The sequence below is a fragment of the Flavobacterium sp. W21_SRS_FM6 genome, from assembly GCF_052119645.1.
In the GTDB taxonomy this organism is placed as follows: Bacteria; Pseudomonadota; Gammaproteobacteria; order Enterobacterales; family Alteromonadaceae; genus Paraglaciecola.
In genome coordinates this window covers 278,612-302,356 of record NZ_JBGQOM010000001.1, presented here as the reverse complement: position 1 = coordinate 302,356, position 23,745 = coordinate 278,612, and the positions used below count along the sequence as shown (strand labels likewise).

The window sequence follows — 23,745 nt, the reverse complement described above, 5'->3', positions numbered from 1 at the left end:
TGATCGGTGTACGTTTAATCAATAAATTAGTGTCCCAACAAGATTCAGTGCCTAACCGTCGAGGGTGCTAGCGTTAATATTTCAGGAGTTTACATGACAAGCCCAAAAGTTGCCGTATTTGGTGAAGCCTTAATCGATATGATTCAACAGCAAGATGGTTCGTATTTACCTTTTATTGGCGGTTCGCCCTTTAACGTTGCCAGAAGTTTTGTAAAGCAGGGTATTGATTGTACGTATTTGTCACCTATTTCTACTGATTTTATGGGTCAACAAATATACGCCTCAGTATTAAAAGATGGCGTTAAAGTTCCTCCCAATAATCGTTCTGAAAAAAACTCTTCTCTGGCCTTGGTTTACAAAGATGCTGAGGGAAAACCGAGTTATCGTTTGTATCGTAAGGGTGTAGCTGACCTTGATATTACTGCAGATGCCTTGTTAGCCATGTTGCCAGTTGATATTGATGTATTCCATACTGGCTCTTTGGCGCTCGTGCCAGAAATGCTGGAAGTACTTATTCCGGTGGTTATCAAACTCAAATCTCGTGGTGTTAAAATCAGTATTGACGTCAATGTACGCAAAGGCGTTGAAACCAACCATCAACAATACGTGGCAGCCATTTGGCGTTTTGTTGAGTTTGCCGACATTGTTAAAGTCAGTGATGAAGATCTTGAATTGAAAGGCTTATATGGCAGACCTGAATTTCATGCCAAAGCCATGTTAGACAGAATGCAAAACGGTATGGTGGTATTGACCTTAGGCGAAGGCGGTTCGCATCTTATTACCAGTGAACATAACCTGAAACAGGCTGTGCATGTGCCCGAGGTATTTGGCGATACGGTTGGTGCTGGAGACACCTATTTCTCGGCCTTGATTGCAAGATTGCTGAAGGCTGATGCACTATCCCCCAAGGCGTCTACTGAAAAACTCAGTGATGCCTTGCGTTTTGGCGCAGTTGCAGCAAGTTTAAATGTGGCAACCGTTGGCTGTAATCCTCCTACCTGCGAAGAAGTTGAAGCGGTTATTAAAGCCCTTTAATAGGGTAAAAGTCGCGCTAAACACGGCGTAAGTGACACACTAAAAAACCGACTGATGTCGGTTTTTTTGTTATTAGGCAGGGTTTGGCCTGTCTTTAAATTTAAGGGTAAATAAAAACAGGACAACGTAGCTAACAAAAGCAAACCAGTAGGGCAGTGCACCATCAATTGAGTACAAGTAAGTGCCCAGTATAGGGCCTACGGTAAAACCCAGTGGTGGACAAGAGCCTGCCACTCCAGCAACGGCGCCTTGCTCTTCTGACGACACAGCAACCGATGCACCCGCCATAAAACCTGGGCCTGCAAGCCCTAAGCCTAAACCTAAAATGCCCATCGCAAGGGTAAAGAATAACTCGGTCTCACCAATTGCCATCATTGCAAATGCGATCATCATCATGGGCATTGAAATACGGAGTAATACAAAAGGCCTAACGTGTAAGCGAGGGATCACTATTAATTGTACAAATAGGGCGGCCGCGGCTGACAGCATTAAACTAAAACCTACAATTTTAGCCGTTTGAGTACCATCAAGACCCAGTATATCTTGAAAGCGAAATGCAATGGTTTGTTGCACAATGGCAAAGCCCATAAATAAAAATACCCCCGCAACCACGAGTGGAAATATCCTTGGATCGGTGTATTTGAGCCTGGCTTGCTTGCGAATGACCTTAGGTTTGGCGATTTCTGGTAATGCATACACGGTCAATATAGCTGCAGCCAATGTTAATAGAACCGAGAAGTACAAAGGTGTGAGCAAACTGATACCTGCTAGCAATCCGCCCACCGCAGGCCCTAATATTGAACCGATATTCCCTGCCGCGCCGATAGCACCCATACCTTTTATGCGGTCAGCTACACTGGTGATGTCAGCCATGTACGCATTGGCGGAAGGCGTGACTGCAGCCATCACCACTGCATTGGCGACTCGAGTAATGATCAGAAATACCAGTGCGGTTAAGGGAATAAGGTATCCCAGTAAGGCGGCTTGAAACACCCCGGCAAATAACATGGTGCCTACAGAATAACCAAACAAACCTATTAACAGGATTTTTCTTCTGCCCCACACGTCGCTAGCCCTTCCCCACAGAGGGCTGACCAAAAAAAGTGTGAGTGATGAAGCAGAAATGATTGCGCCTATTTGTACCTCTACCAAGCCTATTTCACGTCCAAGTGGCGCGAGGATGGCGAACAATACGGTTTGAGCAAACCCCATTGCTGCTGATGCCAGTAACAGTGTACGTTTAGCGAGCGCATTGGCAGCATGGGAGTCGTTCATAGGTCCGCAGATTTCTCTTATGTTTAAGACAAGGTTGCTAGCGCTTCACCTGAGTATTGCTCAAGCTCTTGTAGTTGGCCCTGGTGAATTTTATTGGCCCAATTGGGGTCTTGCAACAAGGCACGTCCTACTGCAACCAAGTCAAATTCGCCTTTGTCCATACGCTCAATTAAATCATCAATTGAGCGCGTGCTAGAGCCTTTGCCTGCAAAAGCGCTGAAGAAGTCTTCGTTTAAGCCAACCGAGCCCACGGTGATAGTCGGTTTGCCAGTGATCTTCTTCGTCCAGCCTGCTAAGTTGAGGCCTTCGCCGTCGAATTCACTTTCCCAGTAGCGGCGAGTTGAACAATGGAAAATATCCACACCTGCTTCGCTTAGGGGCAACAAAAACGCTTCTAGTAGCTGCGGGGTGTCAGCTAATTTTGCACTGTAATCTTGTTGTTTCCATTGGGAATAACGCAAAATAATCGGAAAGTCAGGCGAGGTTGCTGCGCGAATGCGTTTAATAATTTCAACAGCAAAACGCCCACGGTTTGCCATGCTACCGCCCCATTCATCCGTACGTTGATTGGTACCACTCCAAAAAAACTGGTCAACGAGGTAGCCATGAGCGCCATGGATTTCAACACCATCAAAGCCAATACGCATGGCATCGGCTGCGGCGGTGGCAAAACCATTGATAGCAACTTCAATTTGTTCTGCTGTCATTGGCTCGGCCACTTGTTTGCCTGGTGCCAATAAGCCAGAGGGCCCTACACTAGGTAAATCTGGAAAAGGGGCTTTTTTAGGTGAGCGCGCCATGCCTACGTGCCACAACTGCGGCATGATTTTCCCACCAGCGCCGTGTACCGCTTCAACGACTTTTTTCCATCCAGCTAACGACGCTTCGCCATGAATTTGCGGAATGCGCTCACTCATCGTTGCCACAGGATCGTTAATGGTTGTGCCTTCAGTAATAATTAAACCGGTGCCGCCTTCTGCGCGTCGACGGTAATAGTCAGCAACATCGTTCGTTGCAACGCCGCCAGGCGAAAATTCTCTGGTCATCGGCGCCATCACGATGCGATTACTTAGAGATAAACCTTTATGATTAAAGGGATTAAAAAGCGCATTTACATTTTTACTCACGTGTTTACCTTTTTTAAAAATTGAATGTACTGATTTGACTCAACTGCCTGAAGTGACCATTGGGCTAAACCAATACTATTATTGGTCTGGGATGGTTTCCCGCAAAGCTAATATTTATATGACTAATTCACTTTTCAATGATACACAAACTTGTGGCACAACTACCTTTCAAATATTTATAGATACTTATCAAAAACGTCATTGAAATATGCCGTATGAAATATCTAGGTACGATCCCCACACTGCCAAAGGGGCAAACTTTTTAAAAGGCAGCAAGCCATGATGAAAAAAACGGGTACACCTTGTTGGTCGTCTTGGCGTATTTAAATTTTTTGTTACCCACGGGGCACTGGCAGACCGTTTTAGATGCGACAATAGCTGTTTAGAAACGGCGATACCCGCATTAAAGTAAAATTAACGAGCGGCCAACGATTTGATGCAGACTATATTGGGCAAATTAAAAGTGGCAATCGTTACGCCAATCTTTAGTGTTCGACTTATGTATTAGATAAGGGAAAATTTGTCAGATTTTTTGAATTTCATGACGCTGTGTTGACAACAATATTGGTGGGGCGGCGGGTATAAACACAAATAAAATGCTTACGCTAATCTTAAGCATTTTTTCATTCTTGGCTACGCCGCCCATTTATTCTAAAAGCGCGACTAATTCATTGAGATCCTTAACCACATAATCGGGCTGTGGTGCGAGCGGATAAAGTGCTTTACCAGGGCGAGCGACAAAAGCGGTTTGCATACCCGCTGCTTTGGCTCCTGCAACATCCCATCCATGTGCTGCAACCATCAAGGCATCTTCAGGTTTGATGCCCAATTTTTTTAACGCCCAGGCGTAAGCGCGCAAATCTGGCTTGTAGACTTTGATATCTTCAATACTCATGCGTTGCTCAAAAAAGTCAGTTAGGCCCGCATTGGCAAACTGGGTTTGTACCCCTTCATTTGACGAGTTAGTTAAACTTACCAAGGTGTAGCCCTTAGCTTTGAGAGCAGCTAAACCCGGTTTAACGTCAGGGTGAGCGGGTAGGGATAATAAAGGTGTTTTGATGGCGATAACGGCTTGTTCTTGCGTGATGCTAATTCCTTCATTTTGCGCCACCATCATCAGTGCAGCCACGCCTATTTTACCAAAATCTTGATAATCACCGCTCACAGTCGTCACTAGTGAATGATGAAGCATGGTTGAAAACCACAGTGTGGTCAGCCCATCTTTACCGCCCAATGCGTCGCCTATAGACCTGCGCATGGTTTCAAGGTCAAGCAGTGTTTCATTGACGTCAAAAACGATTACCTTAGGTTTAGTACTAGCTTGAGACATAAAAGCGGCTCCTGATAATAAAATGAATAAACTAAAATACGTTAATAAACGTGTTGGCTTTAGGGTGTGCATCTTGGGTTCCTTATTCGTTAAACTCGTTGCTTGAACACCTGCATAATGATGACAGCCGGTGTATGTATTGTATCAGCCGTCTTGTTTGCTAAGTTTATAACTGCTACCAGTTGGTTCCTAAGGTAAATTTGGTGTCTGCATCGCGTAATAGATACAAAGCAAAACAGGCGGCCCACATCGGCCATGCGGCAAAAAAGAGTAAATGATTAAATGCGTCAAAATATTGATTGAAGGCGGAGAGTGTTGAACCACCATGCAGTAAAAAGACGAGTCCATACGTTAAACGTTTTTTCACCCCTAATAAAAATGCGCTCACTAAGATAAGCTGCAATGCGCCCATTACATAAGCCATGTTTTCACCTAGACCAGCAATGGCATAAAATTTTTCAAAAATTTTTATGCTGTGGCCTGGATTAATAAACTTATCCAGTGTCCATACAAACATCACAATAAAAACACCGACCCGCAATGATAACAAAGACCACTGTAAGCGGCTTCGAACATCTTGTGGTAAAACGTCACTCATTTTAATTCTTTAATTTTCATTTGCGCTGGGGGAGAGTGAATCGTTAATCTGATGATTCACTTTTATCAGTAAAACTACCTAAGGGTAGTCATATCACAGACCGTAGTTTTTGCATTTTCTTGCACAAAAACCTTTATTTTTCTGTAAGTTGCGATAAATGCCCTATATCGGCGATGAACGACATACGGGGGTAATGTTGATGCATTTAACGGCGACTTGTTAAGTGCGCGTCAGTACGTCTAGGGCTTTTAATCTAATTTTAATGTTCACGTTAAGTCTTTTTTAGGTTGCTTCTATAAGCTCTCTTTTAGTCAATTAACACTATTAAGAGAGTTTTATGAAAAAAATCGGTTATACCCTGTTTTCTCTTGCTTCTCTGACTGCAGCGCATTCTGTGCTTGCGTTCGAAAAAGGTGATATTTTATTACGTGGTGGTTTAGCGGTAGTGAGCCCCAACGATTCTACTTCTAATATTGTGGTAGCAAGCGACTTGGGCGTTGACCTTAGTATTGAGAACAACACCCAACTAGGTCTGACGGTAGCTTACTTTTTCAGCGACAGGATGAATGTTGAAGTACTTGCTGCAACACCATTTAAACATCAAGTCAATTTTGGAGTGAGTGACCCGCTAGGCACCGGTGACAAACTCGGTGACGTAGCGCATTTACCTCCAACGGTTTTTGTTAATTATTATTTTAACGATGCCACAACTCAGCTTCAGCCTTATGTTGGCGCAGGACTTAACTACACCTTCATTTTTGACGAAAAATTCACACCTGCCAATGATGCTGCTGGTTTAAGCGACTTGTCATTAGACAATTCATTTGGCTTAGCCGCGCAAGTGGGCGCTGATTATTTACTCACTGATAAGTGGTTCGTTAATGCTGCTGTTCGTTGGATTGATATTGATACCCGTGCCAGCTTTACACTAAATGGTACTGACGGTTCCGTTGATGATATCCAGATTGATCCTTGGGTTTACACCCTTTCACTTGGCTACCGTTTTTAATCATTACCACTGTAGCCAGTTTTACAATGAGGTGATCAGTAGCACAGCAACGCCCTTGCTTGCTCGATACCTTCAATAAAGAGTGAGTTTTACATTGCACACGAGATAACGCTTTATCTTGTTGGCATTAAACTCTATAACATTGAGAGAAACGATATGAACAATAAATTTTTCAATAAAAACAATGCCGTAATCATCACCTTAGCCACAAGCTTGGCATTGTCTCAAACCGTGTTAGCCAAATCGGTTAGTGACAGTGTGGTTGAAAAACAGCGCGCTGCTTTACAAGAAAACACCGAAGGTAAAGGTTACGGACCACAATCCCCCCGTGATATCGACCAAGATTATGGTACCAATTTGCGTGTTTTTGGCACGGCTCCAAATCGGGCTGACATGAATTTGTGTAATATTCATTTTCACAAAAACGCTGAGCATCGTGGTGGTGAATTTACCACCTATGCAGGTAACGGGGACGGCAATGGTACTGATACAGGTTTTGTTTATAACGGTAAGTTAAGCAAAGCGCAGCTCAAGCCTGTTAACGCGCATGTGTGCGCAGCCAAAGGCCACGCCTTGCAATCAGGTGATACCTTAGAGGTGCACTTTGTTTATTCATCGGCTCAAGTTACGCCGGGTCCAACTCTTGGCGCCTGTTTAGCAGAAAGCACCATGAACCCAGGACTTCGGGTAGAAGGGCAAGTGATCGTATTGGCCAACGATGACAAGGCGATGAACTTTAAAGAATTGGCTGAAGTAAAAAGTGTGAATGGTTATTATCAAGCGCCAAACGTACCAACTAATACGGGTAAACCTGTTGAGTATTTAGGCTCAACGACTGGTCCTAGCTACAACGAAAAAGCGTCTCCGTTGCAAGTAAGCTGGAGTGTAAGACCAGAGGTTGCTGTGGTCGATATCAACTCGGTTGCTGATTGGTGTAACGATAACGAATTTAAAGAAGATCATGCACACGGCGTGCGTAATCTCGTTATCAACCCCAACTTATTATCGCCTATTTTATAGGTATTTATTCGCGAAAACCGAGGCGATAACCATTGCCTCGTAGTGTTTGGATGGTGATCTTTGGGTCACCCTCCAATTTACGCCTTAGTCGACTAATATACACATCAACAATATTGGTATTAGGATCGCTCTGAGTTTGCCACACCCTGCTTAATATCCGTTCACGGGATAACACTTTTTGTTTGTTTTCGATTAAATATAACAACAGTTCAAATTCTATTTTTGTCACACTCAACTCAACATCATTTAGTAAGGCAATACGTTGGTCGAGGGCCAGAGTTAATGAGCCAAAATGTAAACTGGTTTGTTGAGTTGGCACAGCGGGGTCACTGCGTCTGCTGAGCGCTTTAATACGAGCCAATAACTCATCAAAATCAAAGGGCTTGCACAAATAGTCATCAGCGCCTTTTTGCAGCCCTGCTACCCTTTCGCTAACTTCATCAAGCGCAGTCAGCATGAGCACCATGGGGGCATTTGGCAAGGCTTTAATCGCACCTAAAATAGTTACGCTGTCCTGAGAGCCAAAGAGTCTATCTAACACCACGACCTTTGGGGCATGTTTACGGATCCAAGGTAAGACCTCGTGCAGCTCGTTCACTTCAGCACACTCGTAACCTTCTGCTCGTAATCCTTTTGCCAAAAAATGCAACAGGGGTTTTTCGTCATCGGCTAACAAAATGTTCATTTAGTATGCTCTAGAGGTAATGTAATCGAAAAAATTGAGCCTTCACTCGGTAATGATTCAACCGTAATGTGTCCGTCATGTGCCTCAACAATCGCTTTGGCAATGGGCAAGCCAAGGCCAAGGCCTTCACTGTGCTTACTAAACCGCACAAAGCGTTCAAAGATGTTTTCAATCTCAGTGGCCGAAATGCCTTCACCAAAATCACGAATATGAATGAGTACACTGTCTTTGATGATTTCAACATTCACCTTAACTGCGCTAGTAGCAGGCGAATATTTCGTGGCGTTATCCATTAATATCGACACAACTTGCTGCATGCGGGGTTTATCAATCATGACCATGGCATGCTTGACCTTGCCATCAATGTGCAATTCAATATCCCGATTTTCATATCTACGTTGCCATTTACTCACTTCGGCGCGTAAGAAAGGCTGAATGTCGGTGGCAATAAACTCTAAATGTAATTGATTCATTTCCGCACGGGTGAGCAGCAATAAATCATCGACCAAACGACTGAGGTTAATTGACTGTTCCAAAATAACCGTAAGGGTTTCTTTGTAGTCTGCTTCAGAGGCGGCTTGTAGCCTCAGCGTCACTTGCGCCTCGCCACGAATAATCGTCAGCGGAGTGCGCAGTTCGTGCGATACATCAGCGATAAACTGACGACGGCGCGAGTCAATATTGGTGAGTTTTAAATTGGCCTGGGTTAAATCTCGGGTGCGTTGCTCTACTTCAAATTCAAGGTGTTTGCGTGATTTGGTCTCACTGTGTTCATGTTCACGTAATCGTGCAGCGAGCTGATTGATTGAACGTGCGAGTCCTTCAAATTCATCGTCTAATTTTGTTGAAATAGGCGTATCGTAATGGCCTGCAATCATCGCGTCGGTGGCGCCGCGAATTAAAATTAAGGGTTGGTATAATTGGTTAAACAGCCAATAACACCCATAAATAATTAGTGGAATAGAAAGCGCCCCCAAGCCCAGTGCAAACCAGACAATGGCGGTGTTCAAGGTGTCAATTCTGGCGTTAATAGCAGAAACCACACGGCTCTGCCTATTTACCGCTGAATTGATCGCTTCTCTAAATTGATTATCAATGGTGACTTCTAGCAAGCTCCGTAAGCCTTCTTGCTGACTAAGCGGAGTGGCATTGCCATTGAGCACGAGGGTGCGAAATTCCTCAACAATACTGTTAATGATGTTTTCAAGTTCATCGGTGTCTTCAACAGTGCCTTGGGTAAACTTGATCCCAAGGGCTTCGCGCTGTTCTAGTTCTAACTGACGAATGTTTTCAATTGATTTTTCAATTAGCGCTTGCTTGTTGCGCACAAAGGCTTGATTGGCATTGTTGCCGAAAATGAGCTCATCAGTAAGTTGTTTGAATAAACGATAAGAAATACTAGAGAGCTTCTCATGTTCTACCAATAATGATTGAGCAATATTGCTCTGGTTTAAATTTGCGCGGGTCAAGTGAGCTAAAACAGCGGTAAACGTAAGAGCCAAAATCAAAATAAGCGCAGTAGTTAATCCAAAATAAAAGAGTTTTCGTTTATACATTTTTTAGGATAAAAGTCCGTGCAAAGGGTAACATCAGTATTTCTAACGTAAATACGGTATTTTGCAACCATAATTCCCTAATAAAATCAGCAAATTGAATATTGGCCCTCGTATTAATCGGCCGAATCATGCGCTGCTCCGCAAATAGCAATTGTCATTTTAGGTAGTGGTGAGTAACAAGCGCGAATAAGTCACAACTTCCCTGTAATAAAATTTGCCATCGTTAGGTCTCTAAGTGCAGAAACACAAATAAAGGAAAAAAACATGTCGATTTTACCAAGCAGCTTATTTATTTTGAGCAGCTTAAGCGTGGCAATGAATGTTGTTGCACAAGAACAAGCCAGTACCATTGAGCGAGTCACCGTTAGCGGTTCAAATCAGTCTGCTTTTTTTATGTCGCCAAAAGATGCCGTGGTCGACGGGCCTTTTGGTAAAGATAAAGGCGTAACAGATATTGCTCGTACGCTAACCGCGATTTCCAGCGACATGTTAGAAAAATTATCTATCAATGATTTACAAGATGTTCTGACCTTAGTACCCAATACTTACGCAGCCACAGGTTTTGGTACCCCCAGTTTGCCTACCATTCGCGGTCAGTTAGGCGAAGTGTTTCAACAAGGTATGCGTCGCCAAGCCGGCAACAATGGGTTTGGTATCCCCTTATCATTTAATAGTGTGAGCCAGCTTGATGTGGTGAAAGGCTCTCCCTCGGTGATGCTTGGCACTTCTCAGCGAAACGGTGGTTTTGTTAACCTAACTAATAAAGTTGCGACATTATCTGGAACAGACCTCAAGTTTCAAGCAAGTGCCGGCAGCTGGGCGCATTATCGCGGCCAACTTGATGTTAATACCGCTATTGATGAAGGGAAAAGTGGTTTTCGAGTCAGCGCAGAATTGATTGATAACAACAGCTACTATGACTTTAGCCAATACCAAAGTGAAGACTTATATCTTGCTTATCGGCTGTTGCCTGACAATCAATCAAGTTGGGATATCAGCGTTGAATATTTTGATGTGGATTTTACCGATAACGCGGGTATCAACCGACCCACACAAAACTTAATTGATCATGGCCTGTACATTACGGGGCAGGGCGTGCAACCGAATGGCTCACTGGTGCCAGGGCCTTTTGCTGTGGTATCACCCACGGGTGAAGTGACAATACCCCGCAGCGCCGTATTAACCGACCCTGACAACATTAATAATGCCCAAACGTATATACTGCATAGTACTTATGAGCGGCAACTTAATGCCCAACATACCCTTACCAATCGTAGCTATTTTCAATATCTTGATCGTGAAGAAATTGCACAAAATAGTTTTGTAGAAATTATCGATGGCGCCAAATCAGCGCAAAACCGCATCGAAATTAATTCTGTATGGAGCGAAGCTCAGCAAACCACATGGGGCTTGGATATCCGCTTCAACGATGTATTGGGTTACAGCCAGTTCACGACTGAAGCCGACTTGCCCATCGATCTTTTGGGCGACCTAGCACAGCGTAGGATCGCTCTGACCAATTCGCAAAAAGCCCGCCTAGTTGAACTTCGTCCCGGTGTGTTTGTTTCACCTGGCGCTAACTATGATGTAGACGGTGACGGCAGTTTAGATTTTTCTTTGTCAGACACCACCGACTCTACCACGTGGCAAACGGGCTTATTTGCTCAGCAAGACAGCGACTGGAACGATAGGTTAAGCACAACAGTGGGGGTGCGCGCTGATTATTATGATGTAAGCGCCCGTGATGCGATTGCTCCTTTGGGGCAACTTGCTGCCTCCGACAGTTTCAGTCAATGGCTGTATTCTGGCTCTTTAAGTGCCCGTTTTACACTTAACAGCGAGACGGTCAGTTACGCGACGTATAGCTATAATGAAGCCACGTCTAATAGTATGGGAGGTGGCACCGTACTCGGAGCAGGCAATAAAATAAACCCGCTCAACTTTGCAACAGAAAATGTATTGTATGAGTTAGGGCTTAAATACGCACCAAGTGCCTCGCCTTGGTATGCCGATGCCTCAGTATTTGAGCAAACTCGCAGTTTACGTAATCGCGATGGTAGCAACACCGGTATCGTCGCTAAAGGCTTCGAAGCGCAAATGTATTATCAGGGTGAAGTGTTGTGGGCAAATCTAGGTTACAGCTATATCGATGCACGTTTTGATGAATCGGCAAGTGCCCAAGATTCACAACAAGTGGCAGATGCTTTTGATAATTCACGACCTGATATCATAAATGGCACTGGCCTTGGTGCGCCTAATTTTGCAGGCTTCGCGCCTTCTAATCAGCGGGTTCAAGGTATTCCACAGCAAACAATATCGGCCAATGCGGGCTGGCACGTTTTTGATAACTGGAATGTGGCGGGCTCAGCGATATACAGCAAATCTTACCCACTGGATTATTTGGCTACGGTGTTAATTCGAGACCAAATCACCATTAATGTGAATACCAGTTTGCAGTTAACCGATCGTTCGAGTGTGCGCTTAGAAGTGAGTAATATCACTGATGAGAAAAACTGGCGCCCGGTGTTTGAAGGCGGCTATTTTGGCTCTACTTTGGTTTTTCCTGAACTGCCGCGCCATGTTCAGTTAAGCTACACCTACCATTTTAAGGCATAAACGTCACATGAACAGTAAAAGAATCATCGTTGCCCTCATCATCGCTGCCCTAGTCGCCAGTTTTTTTGTGTTTGATATCAACCAATATTTAACCCTTGAAAGTCTTAAAAACAACCAGCAAGCCTTGGCTGAAACCATAGAGGCTAATTGGCTGGTGGCCTTTGTTGTGTACCTTTTGATCTATGCCAGCGCCACGGCATTAAGTGTACCTGGCGCGGCCATCCTCACCTTGGGAGCTGGCGCATTGTTCGGTTTTGGCTGGGGCCTGTTATTAGCGTCTTTTGCCTCGAGTATTGGCGCTACCTTGGCCTTTTTAGCTTCGCGTTTTTTATTGCGAGATTGGGTTAAAAGTACCTTTTCTAAAAAGTTAGAATCCATCGACCAAGGCATCGAACGAGACGGTGCATTCTATTTACTCAGCTTGCGTTTAGTGCCGCTTTTTCCTTTTTTCATCATTAATTTAGTGATGGGTGTTACCAGCATTAAAACCTGGACCTACTATTGGGTAAGCCAACTCGGTATGTTGATTGGGACTGCTGTTTACGTTAACGCGGGTACACAGTTAGTTGAAATTAACCAGTTGTCTGACATTGTTTCGGGTGATCTCATTCTCTCTTTTGTGCTGTTGGGGATTTTCCCGATTTTAGCTAAGTTCATGCTCAGTGCACTGCAGCAACGTCGAGTCTATAAAGGTTGGAAAAAACCAAAACAATTCGATCGTAATCTTGTGGTTATTGGTGCGGGAGCGGCGGGGTTGGTGACGGCCTATATTGCTGCTGCGGTAAAAGCCAAGGTTACGCTGGTTGAAAAACACAAAATGGGAGGTGACTGTTTAAATACCGGTTGTGTGCCTTCAAAAAGCCTATTACATGCCAGCAAATTGGCGCATATCCATCACATCTCCCAAAATGCGGGGGTAAACTACGCGCCTCCTAAGGTCGACTTTGCCGCAGTGATGAATAAAGTGCACAGTGTGATTAAAGCCATAGAGCCTCATGATTCAGTTGAACGCTATGAATCGCTAGGGGTTCATGTTGCAATTGGCACCGCCACTATCGTATCGCCGTGGCAGGTGGATATTCAAACCGCAGACGGCGTGCAATCACTTACCACCCGCAATATTGTGATTGCAACTGGCGCGCGCGCTTTTATACCGAATATTCCTGGTTTAAAAGATATCGACTATCTAAGCGCAGATAATTTGTGGGAAATTCGCGAGCAACCTAAGCGTTTGATTGTGCTTGGTGGTGGGCCAATTGGCTGTGAATTGTCGCAAGCCTTTGCCCGACTAGGCACGCAAGTGACGCAAATCGAAAAAAGCGAACAGATATTAAGCAAAGAAGATCCCGATGCAGCCCTTTACTTGCAAATTCAGCTAGAAAAAGACGGCGTAGATTTACGGCTTAATACCAATGCCATGGCCGTTGAAACAAGCACTGATGGCAATGTGTTAGTGGTAGAGCATGATGGCAAACGAGAGCGTATCGCTTTTGATAAAATATTAGTGGCAGTAGGGCGTCAAGCCAACCTGAGCGGTTTTGGTTTAGAAAAATTGGGTATTGAAACCGACCGCACCGTTATTACTAATGAGCTGCTGCAAACTAAGTACCCAAATATTTTGGCTGCGGGTGATGTTGCAGGACCCTATCAATTTACTCATACCGCCAGTCATCAAGCGTGGTATGCGGCGGTTAATGCCTTGTTTAGGCCGTTTAAAACCTTCAAAGTAGACTATAGCGTGATACCTTGGGCTACCTTTGCTGAGCCTGAAATTGCTACCGTCGGGCTCAATGAAAATTCCGCTAAGCAACAAGGTGTTGAGGTAGAAGTGACCCGTTATGATATTGGTGGCTTAGACCGTGCTTTAGCTGACGATCACGCTAGGGGGTTTGTCAAAGTCCTGACCAAACCGGGCAAAGATACCATCTTGGGGGCGACTATTGTGGGCGCGAATGCCGGTGAGTTGTTAGCTGAATTTGTCTTAGCCATGAAACACGGTTTAGGCCTAAACAAATTACTGGGGACGATCCATATTTACCCTACGATGGCTGAAGCCAATAAAAATGTGGCGGGTAACTGGAAGAAAGACCACGCGCCGCAAAAATTACTGGCCTTTGTCGAGCAATTCCACACTTGGCGTAGGCACTAAATCTTGCGCCCACATCAGCACTTTTTGTAGCATAAAGAGGCTGTTGTTCAGCCTCTGGCGTTTGCGTACAAAGTAACGAGGAATAGTATGAATACTCAAGTAGGTCGAATTTACAGCCGTATTAAAAGGGGCGCTGCACTGGCCTGTATGATGCTGATTTTGCCGTTTACATCACTTGCGGTGACGGACTTTGATCATGCCTATACACAATACGATGCCTTGCTAAAAGACGCAGTGCATTATTCGCCAAACAAAAAACAAACCCGTGTTGACTATCAGCAGTTAGTGATTAAACAGCCAACGATGAGTGCGGTCCAGAGCCGGTTTTCGTCGGTTACCCAAGCACAGTTTGATGGCTGGAGCGAAGCGCAACAACTGAGTTTTTTAATCAACGCCTACAACTTTTTTACGTTGCAACTGATTGTCGATAACTGGTCTGATTTTAAATTAGGTAAGGTCGACTCAATCCGTGATTTAGGGAGTTTGTTTAGCTCGCCTTGGAAGCTTAACTTTTTCAATATGCTAGGGAAAAAACACAACTTAGACGACATTGAGCACGAAATGATTCGTAAATGGTTTAAAGAACCACGTATTCATGCGGCCTTGGTATGTGCGGCAGTCTCGTGCCCTCCGCTGCGAAATGACGCATTTGTGGCTGATGACTTAGATGAGCAACTAGACAGTCAAATGCGTTTGTTTTTAGCGGATAACAGCCGTAACGAAATCATCACCCAGGGGCAGAGCGGCAAGGTTTATTTGTCGTCAATTTTTAAGTGGTATCAAGAAGATTTCGAAAAAGGTGATGGCGGTTTTGATTCGCTTTATGAGGTATTAACTTACTACATTGATGCCCTAGTGCAAGGTGACAATGATCAACAAGCACAGCGCAATGTTATCAAGCAGGATGACTTTCCTATCATGTTCAAAGATTATGATTGGCGTTTAAATGATGTGGCAAATTTTTAGTTTGGTGGGCTTAACTTCGCGCAGTCTTCCCGTATTGCCACCTTGCGTGCTCGTAATACTCATGTTCTACGTAGGCTTTGCCTCTGCGGTAACCGCTCAGCAAGCCACAGCATCCCAGGTACAATGGCAACAAATCCTGAAGAAAGCGCAAGGTCAAACGGTGTATTTTTATGCCTGGGGCGGCGCAAAGCCAGTGAACGATTATTTGCGCTGGGCCAGTAAAGAAATCGCCAGCCGATATAAGATACGTTTACAGCACGTAAAGGTTGCAGATATTACTGAAGCTCTCAGCCGTTTAAAGGCAGAAGATGGAGGGAAAAGCGCTATCGATCTGTTGTGGGTTAACGGCGAAAATTTCAGTTACCTCAAAGAACAAAATTTACTGTTAGGGGAGTTAAATTCGCGCATACCCAATACAAACTTGCTTGCCAATGAACAACTGCCGCTAGACAGTGACTTTGGTGTACCGATAGACGGTTTTGAGGTGCCTTGGGGCGTGGGGCAGTTCAATCTTATTGCGCAGTCAGGGGTGTTTAATGAGGCCACAGTTACACCAAGCACTTTGTTAGCTGCAGCGAAGCAATATCCTGGTCGTATTAGCTACCCACGCCCGCCTGAGTTTCACGGCACAACGTTTTTAAAACAGTTATTGGTGGCATTGACTCACAGTGATAAACGTTTATATGCTCCCGTCACAGACGCTGCGCAAACTGAGCTATTGCCTGTGTTATGGGCTTATCTAGAACAGTTACATCCGCTAACTTGGCAACAGGGCAACGCATTTCCAAGCTCGAATACCGAGCAGCTTAGTTTATTTCAGCAAAACCAGTTAGTCATGGCCGTGAGCTTTAACCCTAATCAATTGTTCAAAGAGCAAAGCGCCAATAAGATCCCGCAATCAGCACAGCGTCTGGTGTTTAGCCTAGGTGCCATTACCAATAGCCATAATTTAGCCATCCCCAAAGGCGCACAAAGCCCAGAAGCCGCTATGGTAGTGATTGATTTTTTATTAAGTGAATTTGCCCAAACCCAAAAATTAACAGGAGAGTGGGGCGATCCCGCCGTGATCAAGGCCTTGGTTGATGAGGCCGCTACCCTCCCTGCACAGCAAGAATTGCATAGCTCTTGGCAGCAAGTGATAGAAGCTTTATGGCAACAACGCTACGGCGCCTAGCTTTTTACAGCAGTGGCTTGCTTGTAATGTGTATAGCAGGCTTACCAGTCTTTGGTCTTACTCTGGGCTTGTGGCCACGTGTTGAACTGTCTTGGCACGATGTCTCGCGTTTTGTTGAATACAATGGTTTAACTACGTCGATTTTAAATAGTCTTTTTCTGTCCTTAGCCGCTCCGGTGATCGCATGGTACGTGGCTTTTTTGGTGTACAGCCAATATCGGTTTAGCCCCGCTTGGCAGTCACTTGAAAAACGGCTGAGCCCTTTGCTGTCTTTGCCGCATTTGGCTGTTGCGCTGGGCTTGGTATATTTGTTTAGTTCAGGCGGCCTTTTGTGGAACAGCATTGCTGTGCCTGAGTGGCTAAGCTTACCGCGCAAAAGTCTCTTAACGATGATGTTGGCCTTAACGATTAAAGAAGTTCCTTTCTTTTTATTGATATTTGGCGCCTTAGGCCGGCAACTACCCATCAAAAGTTGGTTGCTCCAAGGCAGAGCCTTGGGCCACAGTGAAGCCGCTAGTTGGTGGTTATTGGTTTTTCCAGCCCTACTCAAACAGTCGCGTTTGGCCTTGTTAGCGGCCATGGCGTATTGCTTGTCGGTATTGGATATCAGCCTCTTGGTTGGCCCCAATATTCCGCAGTTGTATGCTGTAGTGTTATATCACTGGCAAACGGGTTTCAGCGCAATCGAACAATCACAAGCGTTTATCGCCAATCTTGTCTTACTGTTGTTGCTAGGGGTATTGGTGGCGGCAATTTACTTGCATGAATGGCTTGCAGTAAAACGCATACATTATCACGGGGTGATGGCGCATAGGCTTAAAATGGCTAATTTAGGGCGACTGTTTTCGTACTGGTTAGTTTCTTTTAGTGTGCTAAGTATTGCCATTTTAGTGACCTTTTTTTTATGGTCAGTAGGCTGGAATAGTCAGAGCCACATTAGTAGCGCTGACTTGTCATTTACTCTCTGGCAGGCTGAGTGGTTTTTTTTGCAAACGCCGCTTTTTAACAGTTTAGTCATAGGTTTGATCAGCAGCGGGGTCGGGGTGGGCGTTAGCTTGCTAGCTCTTGAATTACAACAGCAAAAACAAACGTACCTGCCTGATTATCTGTGGTTAATGGCCATTTTATTGCCACAACTTAGCATGGTATATGGTTGGCAAATCGCTCACACGGCTTTTTCGGGCGGCTATGGCATGTCGTGGGTAGTGTTAGCACATGTACCTTTCACCTTTGCGTATAGTTACTTGGTTCTACGGGGGCCTTTTCAAAGCATCGATCGCCGCTACGAGCTGCTTGCCGCTAGTTTTGGTTTTAGTTATTGGCAGCGCTGGTGGTTAATTCGCTTTAGATTATTGAGCCCTGCTTTATTGAGTGCCTTTGCCATTGCGTTTTCTGTCAGCATGGCTCAATACATCTCAACCCTAATGATAGGCGCGGGTAGGGTGGTGACAATTACCACCGAGGCGGTGGCGATTGCCTCAGGTAATGAACAAGGCATCACCGCTGTATATATCTTGGTGCAGGCGGTATTGCCATTTATGGTATTTTTAATTGCCAGTATCGTGGCACATCGACTGCGAGGGAGTGTTAATGTTACATATCACTGATTGTCAAATTAGCGCTGATGATTGGCTGATTGCATTGCCTAATATTGCCATCGCAAGTGGTGAGTTATGCGTGATCACTGGGCCAAGCGGGATAGGGAAATCTACATTGTTACATTGGTTACTCGGCGATGTTGTGCAACATGTTAATATCAGCGGTACGATTAGCCTAAACAACGTGCAACAAAACTCACTTAAAATCGAACAGCGTCGCATCGGCCTGTTAATGCAAGATGTGCTGCTTTTTCCGCATTTAAATGTGCTCGACAATATCTGCTTTGCCTTGCCGGCCGATGGGGGCATGTGGGGTGCTAAAAACCCCACTAAACACCAACGAAAAGCGCAAGCTTTAGCCATGTTAGAAAGTATAGATATGGCACACCTTGCGCGCCATACCTCTGAACAGCTAAGTGGTGGTGAGCGCTCTCGTGTGGGCTTAATAAGAGCATTGGCGAATGAGCCGCAGGCGCTATTAATGGATGAGCCTTTTTCTGCGCTCGACCCAAATACGTCGGCACAAGTGAGTGAGTGGGCATTTCATCATTTACGCTCAAAGGGCGTACCCAGCATCATGGTCAGTCATGATATTAATGCTATTCCGGCACACGCGCAGCACCTTGATTTGGCACAGTATTATCGCCGCGCATAAGGTAAAAACGGGGTGTGTTAGTAACCTTTGTTGTTTGCTATCGAAAATATCATAATGGCGATACCAGAGATCAAATTGAATTGAAATCAGCAATGCTTACAATCCTTCTCATTATAATTTCAAAAAAGAATGGGAAGATGTATGCATAAATATCAAGTATCTCTTGTGGCTTTGCTGGCTGCGCTGGCAATAGGCACTAGCAGTTGCTCGCAAGAAACAAGTCCGCAAGTAAAGCCAAAATCAACAGTCACTACCCTAAAAGAAGCGTATGCAGATAAGTTTTTAGTGGGCGCTACCCTCGGCGCATCAATGTTTTCTGCATCTGATACCACTTCCTTAGCCTTAGTTGAGAAAAACTTCAGCGCCATTACCCTTGATAACGACATGAAGTGGGAAAGAATCAATCCTCTACCCGGCCAATACGAATTTGAAATTGCAGATAAATTTGCCAAGCTAGGTGGTGATAAAGGGATCACCACAGTGGGCCACGTTTTGTTTTGGCATAGCCAAACTCCTGACTGGGTTTTTAAGGACGATGAAGGACAATTGTTAACGCGCGAGGCCTTGCTTGAACGTATGCGCGAGCGCGCCAAAATGTTTGCCTCTCGCTATGGCGACAGGGTAAAGATTTGGGATGTTGTCAACGAAGCAATTGAAGACGACGGCAGCTTAAGAAAATCATTATACAACCAAATTATTGGAGACGATTTCATCGAGCAAGCCTTCATTATTGCTGATCAAGAAATGCCAAAGGATGCCACCTTGCTGTATAACGATTACGGCATGGATAGAACGGGTCGCAGAACTACTGTAATCGCCATGGTGAATGACTTTAAACAACGTGGTGTGCGCATCGATGGCATTGGTCTGCAAGGTCACTGGGGCATGGAAGAGCCTTCAGCTGAAAAAATTGATGAAACGCTGACCCTTTACGCTGCTACGGGTTTACCCATGCACATAACCGAGCTAGATGTAGACTTTCTTGGCCGTGACGGCCTAACAGGTGCCAACGTTGATATTGAAAAACGACAGGCCACGCCAGAAAACAACCCTTATCCTGATGGTAACTTTCCTGCAGAAGCGGATGAAAAGCTAAGTCAACGTTACCAAGAGATTTTCAAACAATTTATTAAACATCATCACAGTATCGACCGTGTCACGTTTTGGGGAGTCACCGATGGTGACTCATGGTTAAACGGCTGGCCGGTAGCAGGTAGAACCAATTATCCGCTGTTGTTTAATCGTGACGGCTCAGCGAAAAAAGCCCACGATGCAGTAGTTGAATTAGTCAAATAAAACTGTCCTTAATCGCTCTATTTTGCCAAGCCTAAGCCATAAACTTAGGCCTTTTTAGTGTTTAGCACCAATACCTTAAGCCGAATATAAAATAACAGGTCACAGATATGCGTATTTTACCGTTGATGGCATTCATTTTTCTTTGCAGTCCTTACCTTCAAGCACAGGAGACTATCGAATCGCAAATTGATCGTTTGCATCAATACGCGGGATATTGGGTCAGTAGCGAACATGCAGGTACCGATAGTGTTGGCGCATTTCCAGCGATTAAGATGAATAATATTTCAGTAATGGAGCATCGCTCTTTGCAAGTGGAAGTGCTGCAATATCACAATGGCGAGTACAAAACCTTGCTTACCGAATTGATTGGTTATGACACGAAAAGTGAGCAAATTATTGCCTTAGGTCAAAATCAACAAGGTGTTATTTTCAAAGGCGAGGGCCGGTTTTCATCGGCAAGTAAATGGAAGATGCAAGACGTGGATATGCTGGGGAATTTTTATTTGGCCGTAGCATTCGACTTTCAAAGTCCAAGCACTATATTACTTGAAGGCTGTGATGAACAAGGTAACAGCCTGTGGAAAACCCGCTACATCAAGTCTAACCCAAAGGATAAAAACATAGGGATTCAATTGGTTTCTGTCCATCAAGAAATGTTAAACGATCCAATAGGCACTCTGCGTGAATTAAGCCGAATGGGGTATAGCTACGTGGAAACCTTTGTTTATGATAAGGGCACTTTTTACGGCATGTCACCAACGGCATTCCGTCAGGCGGTAGAAGCTAGCGGCATGCAATTTTTAGGCTCCATGACCTTTCATGATCTTCCTGCCGACGGTGAGTGGGAAAGCACTTTACAATGGTGGTCTACCACCATCGATGATCATGTAACAGCGGGGGTAGAATATCTAACAACGTCTAATAATCAGCTCAATTCGGTAAAAACCACAGCAGAGTTGCAGCGCTATAGCGAGTATTACAACGCCATAGGGAAATTATGCCGCGAAAAAGGCATTACTTTCGCCTTCCACAACCATGCCGATGAGTTTGCAAAGGTTGAAAACACACGCATCTATGATTATTTTTTGCAAAATACCCACAACGTTTTTTAAGTTGGCATATCAAGGATTATAAAGAGCTAGGCGCAAGTGGAAAAATTGATTGGATGGAATTATTTAATCATGTCGAATTCGCTGCCCCAAAATATAGGGTAGCTGAGGTGGAGGATTATTCTTATCCGCCACTGTATAGTGTGCAGTTGGCGTGGGAGTATTTATATGCCATGCCTTTCAAACGCTAATGCATCATAATGAAATCTGTATCACCTACTACACAGGGTAAACCATGATTGATCCGCTATTAAATCGGCTTTTAAAAAAGCCGCTCCGCACACTCGCTAAACAATTAGTTAAGCGCGGTATTAGTGCTGATAATGTGACGGTGGTGGGGTTTGTTCTGGGTATGTTGGCGGTACCGGCTATTATTTTTGAGTGCTTCAGCGTGGCCTTGTGTTTAATCTTACTTAATCGTGCAGCCGATGGTCTAGATGGCGCTATAGCCAGAGAAACCTCAGCCTCAGATGCGGGTGGCTTTTTAGATATCACCCTCGATTTTATTTTTTATTCGGCCATCGTATTTGCTTTTATTTGCCTGACGCCAGCCAAAAACGCTGTGGCTGGCAGCTTTCTAATGTTGTCTTTTATGGGCACCGGCGGTAGCTTTTTAGCCTTTGCCATTATGGCCAACAAACACGGCATCGACAGCCCCAAGTACCCGCAAAAAAGTTTGCATTACATGGGGGGCCTAGCTGAAGGTTTTGAAACCATTGTAGTACTGTGTTTATTTTGCTTATTACCTAACCACTTTGTAATGATTGCCTCGGTGTTTGCGCTGATTTGCTGGCTTACCGCGGGGATTCGAATCTGGGTGGGGTATCACACCTTACGGGCGGTTAAAGCCAACTAATTTTTTGGTGTGTGACGAAAAGGCATGAGCAAAACGGTGAGAATGCCAGTATTGGTTTTTTCACTGTTGTATTCTTTCAAACCTAATATCAGACCATCATCGCCCGCAGCGGCTTGGTGAGTGTAAGTGCCAAACAGTTTGTCCCATACTGACAAACTAAAGCCAAAGTTACTGTCGGTTTCAGTGACTACCTGACTATGATGGATGCGATGCATGGCTTGAGTAACAATGAGCTTACGCAACGGCCATTCTAGCCAATCAGGGAGTTTTACATTGCTGTGATTGAAAATCGAGCTCGCGTTTAGCAGTATTTCAAACAGTAAAATCGCCTCAGCGGGCACACCAAGTACCACAATAGCCAAGGCTTTAATGAGTAAGCTTAAGGCTATTTCAAGCGGGTGGAAGCGCAGGCCACTTGAGGCATCTAAATGCGGATCGGCGTGGTGCACGCGATGTAATCGCCACAATATGGGAACACGATGAAAAACGCGGTGTTGCCAGTAAATCAAACAATCGAGTAAGACCATTGCAATGAGAACAATTGACCACTGCGGCAAGGTCATTAGATTCAACAAGCCTATTTGATGCCGATCAGCGTAGAGCGCCACTACGGCCAAGCCGGCAGGCACAATAAGGCGAGCAACCAAAGCGCCGCAAAACACTAAAAAGAAATTACTTAGCCAGCGTTTTGTTTTTGCTACAGGTGATACTCGGTTAGGCAAACAAGCCTCCCAAACCATCATAACCATCAATATGGCGATAAAACTGCCCATACGCAGCACCGCTTCATTTTGCATATTTATCCGAATGAATATTTATTAAAAATTTAAGTCCAAAAACTGTTACTGATAGTATCAGCTTGTTCCTATATCATCAGTCATGAAAATTGATTTATTACAATAATAACGGAGAACACCTAATGAAAATCTTGGTTGCCCTACTTAGCTTACTGGCTATTTTGCTCGTTGCTTTACCCGGCCCACTTTACAAACACCAAATCTTAGAACTGGCGCCTGCGTTTGCTGCGCTGCGTTATGCTGTGTACGTTGGTATCGCAGCTTTAGTGCTGTTACTTGTACAAATAATTTTTATGCGTAAAAACATCAACTGGCCTGTGACCGGTATTTCTGCTGTATTTGCCATCGTTGCTATAGCGTTACCAGTCAGCATGATGGGCAAAGCCAAATCAGTGCCACCCATTCATGATATTTCTACAGATTTGGTTAATCCCCCAAACTTTGTGGCGATTGCCGCGTTGCGGGCTGACGCACCTAACCCGGCTGAATATGCCGGTGAAGAAACGGCCAAACAACAACGCGAAGCCTACCCAGAGCTGATAACAGAGATTTATCAGCAAAGCAGTGAGCAACTTTTTGAAGTAGCGCAAGCAGCGGTAAACGACTTAGGTTGGACGCTAGTCAACGCAAATAAAGCCGCAGGTTTAATTGAAGCGACTGACGAAACAACGTGGTTTGGCTTTAAAGATGACGTGGTGATTCGAATTAGTAACACCGGTGAGGAGCGTTTTCTCGATGTGCGAAGTAAATCTCGAGTGGGCAAAAGTGATTTAGGCAAAAATGCTGAGCGTATTCATACCTTATTAGATGCTATCAACGCTAAGTTGTAAGTCTCTCTCCGTTTTGCTAACAACGCCCAATGCCAGCATTGGGCGTTTTTTATAAGCCAAATTT

The 23,745-nt window shown here is 44.7% G+C and carries 20 protein-coding genes; 13 read left to right on the top strand and 7 right to left on the bottom strand.

Going from position 1 to position 23,745, the window contains the following annotated elements; all coding sequences use genetic code 11:
* The first annotated feature begins 93 nt into the window (after positions 1 to 93).
* A complete protein-coding gene (locus ACEN2L_RS01310; RefSeq protein WP_441741428.1) occupies positions 94 to 1,035 on the top strand; it encodes a carbohydrate kinase family protein in 942 nt (313 codons plus the stop codon).
* A 72-nt stretch (positions 1,036 to 1,107) separates the two neighbouring features.
* Here ACEN2L_RS01310 and ACEN2L_RS01305 read toward each other — a convergent pair whose 3' ends face one another.
* The 4 genes from ACEN2L_RS01305 to ACEN2L_RS01290 all read right to left on the bottom strand — a co-directional run bounded on the left by ACEN2L_RS01305 (position 1,108) and on the right by ACEN2L_RS01290 (position 5,365).
* Positions 1,108 to 2,310: an MFS transporter gene (locus tag ACEN2L_RS01305; RefSeq protein ID WP_306024239.1), complete on the bottom strand. Its 1,203-nt coding sequence runs from the start codon at positions 2,308 to 2,310 to the stop codon at positions 1,108 to 1,110.
* A gap of 23 nt (positions 2,311 to 2,333) precedes the next feature.
* Entirely contained in the window at positions 2,334 to 3,437 is a 1,104-nt protein-coding gene (locus tag ACEN2L_RS01300; protein ID WP_441741427.1) for an NADH:flavin oxidoreductase, read from the bottom strand.
* A 646-nt stretch (positions 3,438 to 4,083) separates the two neighbouring features.
* Positions 4,084 to 4,767, bottom strand: coding sequence for a haloacid dehalogenase type II (locus ACEN2L_RS01295; RefSeq protein ID WP_441741426.1), 684 nt, complete (start codon positions 4,765 to 4,767; stop codon positions 4,084 to 4,086).
* Positions 4,768 to 4,942: 175 nt separating this feature from the next.
* Positions 4,943 to 5,365 carry a hypothetical protein gene (locus tag ACEN2L_RS01290; RefSeq protein ID WP_441741425.1) on the bottom strand — a complete coding sequence of 141 codons (423 nt, stop codon included), beginning with the start codon at positions 5,363 to 5,365 and terminating at the stop codon, positions 4,943 to 4,945.
* Between the two features lie 337 nt (positions 5,366 to 5,702).
* Between ACEN2L_RS01290 and ACEN2L_RS01285 the strand changes: the two genes are divergently transcribed.
* Both ACEN2L_RS01285 and ACEN2L_RS01280 read left to right on the top strand, forming a co-directional pair.
* The gene (locus tag ACEN2L_RS01285) at positions 5,703 to 6,374 is read left to right on the top strand and encodes an OmpW/AlkL family protein (protein WP_441741424.1); all 672 of its coding nucleotides are present in this window, start codon (positions 5,703 to 5,705) and stop codon (positions 6,372 to 6,374) included.
* Positions 6,375 to 6,530: 156 nt separating this feature from the next.
* Complete coding sequence (locus ACEN2L_RS01280; protein ID WP_441741423.1) at positions 6,531 to 7,394, top strand: delta-class carbonic anhydrase; 864 nt, start codon at positions 6,531 to 6,533, stop codon at positions 7,392 to 7,394.
* Positions 7,395 to 7,398: 4 nt separating this feature from the next.
* Here the strand turns inward: ACEN2L_RS01280 and ACEN2L_RS01275 are convergent, their stop codons facing one another.
* Positions 7,399 to 8,079, bottom strand: a complete 681-nt coding sequence (locus ACEN2L_RS01275; RefSeq protein ID WP_306024234.1) for a response regulator transcription factor — start codon at positions 8,077 to 8,079, stop codon at positions 7,399 to 7,401.
* Positions 8,076 to 9,635, bottom strand: coding sequence for an ATP-binding protein (locus tag ACEN2L_RS01270; protein ID WP_441741422.1), 1,560 nt, complete (start codon positions 9,633 to 9,635; stop codon positions 8,076 to 8,078). The genes ACEN2L_RS01275 and ACEN2L_RS01270 overlap by 4 nt, the downstream gene beginning before the upstream one ends.
* Before the next feature lie 264 nt (positions 9,636 to 9,899).
* Between ACEN2L_RS01270 and ACEN2L_RS01265 the strand changes: the two genes are divergently transcribed.
* The 9 genes from ACEN2L_RS01265 to ACEN2L_RS01225 all read left to right on the top strand — a co-directional run bounded on the left by ACEN2L_RS01265 (position 9,900) and on the right by ACEN2L_RS01225 (position 22,054).
* On the top strand, positions 9,900 to 12,251 hold the full coding sequence (locus tag ACEN2L_RS01265) for a TonB-dependent receptor (RefSeq protein ID WP_441741421.1): 2,352 nt from the start codon (positions 9,900 to 9,902) through the stop codon (positions 12,249 to 12,251).
* A 7-nt stretch (positions 12,252 to 12,258) separates the two neighbouring features.
* Complete coding sequence (locus ACEN2L_RS01260; protein ID WP_441741420.1) at positions 12,259 to 14,400, top strand: FAD-dependent oxidoreductase; 2,142 nt, start codon at positions 12,259 to 12,261, stop codon at positions 14,398 to 14,400.
* Positions 14,401 to 14,487: 87 nt separating this feature from the next.
* On the top strand, positions 14,488 to 15,366 hold the full coding sequence (locus tag ACEN2L_RS01255; protein WP_441741419.1) for a DUF547 domain-containing protein: 879 nt from the start codon (positions 14,488 to 14,490) through the stop codon (positions 15,364 to 15,366).
* The gene (locus ACEN2L_RS01250; RefSeq protein WP_441741418.1) at positions 15,347 to 16,540 is read left to right on the top strand and encodes an ABC transporter substrate-binding protein; all 1,194 of its coding nucleotides are present in this window, start codon (positions 15,347 to 15,349) and stop codon (positions 16,538 to 16,540) included. Before ACEN2L_RS01255 ends, ACEN2L_RS01250 begins: the two co-directional genes overlap by 20 nt.
* A complete protein-coding gene (locus tag ACEN2L_RS01245; RefSeq protein ID WP_441741417.1) occupies positions 16,516 to 18,147 on the top strand; it encodes an ABC transporter permease subunit in 1,632 nt (543 codons plus the stop codon). Before ACEN2L_RS01250 ends, ACEN2L_RS01245 begins: the two co-directional genes overlap by 25 nt.
* Complete coding sequence (locus ACEN2L_RS01240; RefSeq protein WP_441741416.1) at positions 18,131 to 18,793, top strand: ATP-binding cassette domain-containing protein; 663 nt, start codon at positions 18,131 to 18,133, stop codon at positions 18,791 to 18,793. The genes ACEN2L_RS01245 and ACEN2L_RS01240 overlap by 17 nt, the downstream gene beginning before the upstream one ends.
* A 141-nt stretch (positions 18,794 to 18,934) precedes the next feature.
* Complete coding sequence (locus ACEN2L_RS01235; RefSeq protein WP_441741415.1) at positions 18,935 to 20,089, top strand: endo-1,4-beta-xylanase; 1,155 nt, start codon at positions 18,935 to 18,937, stop codon at positions 20,087 to 20,089.
* Between the two features lie 107 nt (positions 20,090 to 20,196).
* The gene (locus ACEN2L_RS01230) at positions 20,197 to 21,201 is read left to right on the top strand and encodes a sugar phosphate isomerase/epimerase family protein (RefSeq protein ID WP_441741414.1); all 1,005 of its coding nucleotides are present in this window, start codon (positions 20,197 to 20,199) and stop codon (positions 21,199 to 21,201) included.
* 232 nt (positions 21,202 to 21,433) lie between these two features.
* The gene (locus tag ACEN2L_RS01225) at positions 21,434 to 22,054 is read left to right on the top strand and encodes a CDP-alcohol phosphatidyltransferase family protein (RefSeq protein ID WP_441741413.1); all 621 of its coding nucleotides are present in this window, start codon (positions 21,434 to 21,436) and stop codon (positions 22,052 to 22,054) included.
* On the opposite strand, the gene ACEN2L_RS01220 is transcribed toward ACEN2L_RS01225, so the two are convergent.
* A complete protein-coding gene (locus ACEN2L_RS01220; RefSeq protein ID WP_441741412.1) occupies positions 22,051 to 22,851 on the bottom strand; it encodes a sterol desaturase family protein in 801 nt (266 codons plus the stop codon). The two genes, ACEN2L_RS01225 and ACEN2L_RS01220, sit on opposite strands and share 4 nt — an antisense overlap.
* A gap of 122 nt (positions 22,852 to 22,973) precedes the next feature.
* Here ACEN2L_RS01220 and ACEN2L_RS01215 point away from each other — a divergent pair, with 122 nt between their 5' ends.
* Entirely contained in the window at positions 22,974 to 23,681 is a 708-nt protein-coding gene (locus tag ACEN2L_RS01215) for a DUF1499 domain-containing protein (protein WP_441741411.1), read from the top strand.
* Positions 23,682 to 23,745: the final 64 nt, after the last annotated feature.

Excerpts from the sequence above, each read along its gene's own strand:
- ACEN2L_RS01310 (WP_441741428.1), top strand. The coding sequence starts at position 94 with ATGACAAGCCCAAAAGTTGCCGTATTTGGTGAAGCCTTAATCGATATG.
- ACEN2L_RS01305 (WP_306024239.1), bottom strand. The coding sequence starts at position 2,310 with ATGAACGACTCCCATGCTGCCAATGCGCTCGCTAAACGTACACTGTTA.
- ACEN2L_RS01295 (WP_441741426.1), bottom strand. The coding sequence starts at position 4,767 with ATGTCTCAAGCTAGTACTAAACCTAAGGTAATCGTTTTTGACGTCAAT.
- ACEN2L_RS01290 (WP_441741425.1), bottom strand. The coding sequence starts at position 5,365 with ATGAGTGACGTTTTACCACAAGATGTTCGAAGCCGCTTACAGTGGTCT.
- ACEN2L_RS01285 (WP_441741424.1), top strand. The coding sequence starts at position 5,703 with ATGAAAAAAATCGGTTATACCCTGTTTTCTCTTGCTTCTCTGACTGCA.
- ACEN2L_RS01280 (WP_441741423.1), top strand. The coding sequence starts at position 6,531 with ATGAACAATAAATTTTTCAATAAAAACAATGCCGTAATCATCACCTTA.
- ACEN2L_RS01275 (WP_306024234.1), bottom strand. The coding sequence starts at position 8,079 with ATGAACATTTTGTTAGCCGATGACGAAAAACCCCTGTTGCATTTTTTG.
- ACEN2L_RS01270 (WP_441741422.1), bottom strand. The coding sequence starts at position 9,635 with ATGTATAAACGAAAACTCTTTTATTTTGGATTAACTACTGCGCTTATT.
- ACEN2L_RS01265 (WP_441741421.1), top strand. The coding sequence starts at position 9,900 with ATGTCGATTTTACCAAGCAGCTTATTTATTTTGAGCAGCTTAAGCGTG.
- ACEN2L_RS01260 (WP_441741420.1), top strand. The coding sequence starts at position 12,259 with ATGAACAGTAAAAGAATCATCGTTGCCCTCATCATCGCTGCCCTAGTC.
- ACEN2L_RS01255 (WP_441741419.1), top strand. The coding sequence starts at position 14,488 with ATGAATACTCAAGTAGGTCGAATTTACAGCCGTATTAAAAGGGGCGCT.
- ACEN2L_RS01250 (WP_441741418.1), top strand. The coding sequence starts at position 15,347 with ATGATGTGGCAAATTTTTAGTTTGGTGGGCTTAACTTCGCGCAGTCTT.
- ACEN2L_RS01245 (WP_441741417.1), top strand. The coding sequence starts at position 16,516 with ATGGCAACAACGCTACGGCGCCTAGCTTTTTACAGCAGTGGCTTGCTT.
- ACEN2L_RS01240 (WP_441741416.1), top strand. The coding sequence starts at position 18,131 with ATGTTACATATCACTGATTGTCAAATTAGCGCTGATGATTGGCTGATT.
- ACEN2L_RS01235 (WP_441741415.1), top strand. The coding sequence starts at position 18,935 with ATGCATAAATATCAAGTATCTCTTGTGGCTTTGCTGGCTGCGCTGGCA.
- ACEN2L_RS01230 (WP_441741414.1), top strand. The coding sequence starts at position 20,197 with ATGCGTATTTTACCGTTGATGGCATTCATTTTTCTTTGCAGTCCTTAC.
- ACEN2L_RS01225 (WP_441741413.1), top strand. The coding sequence starts at position 21,434 with ATGATTGATCCGCTATTAAATCGGCTTTTAAAAAAGCCGCTCCGCACA.
- ACEN2L_RS01220 (WP_441741412.1), bottom strand. The coding sequence starts at position 22,851 with ATGCAAAATGAAGCGGTGCTGCGTATGGGCAGTTTTATCGCCATATTG.
- ACEN2L_RS01215 (WP_441741411.1), top strand. The coding sequence starts at position 22,974 with ATGAAAATCTTGGTTGCCCTACTTAGCTTACTGGCTATTTTGCTCGTT.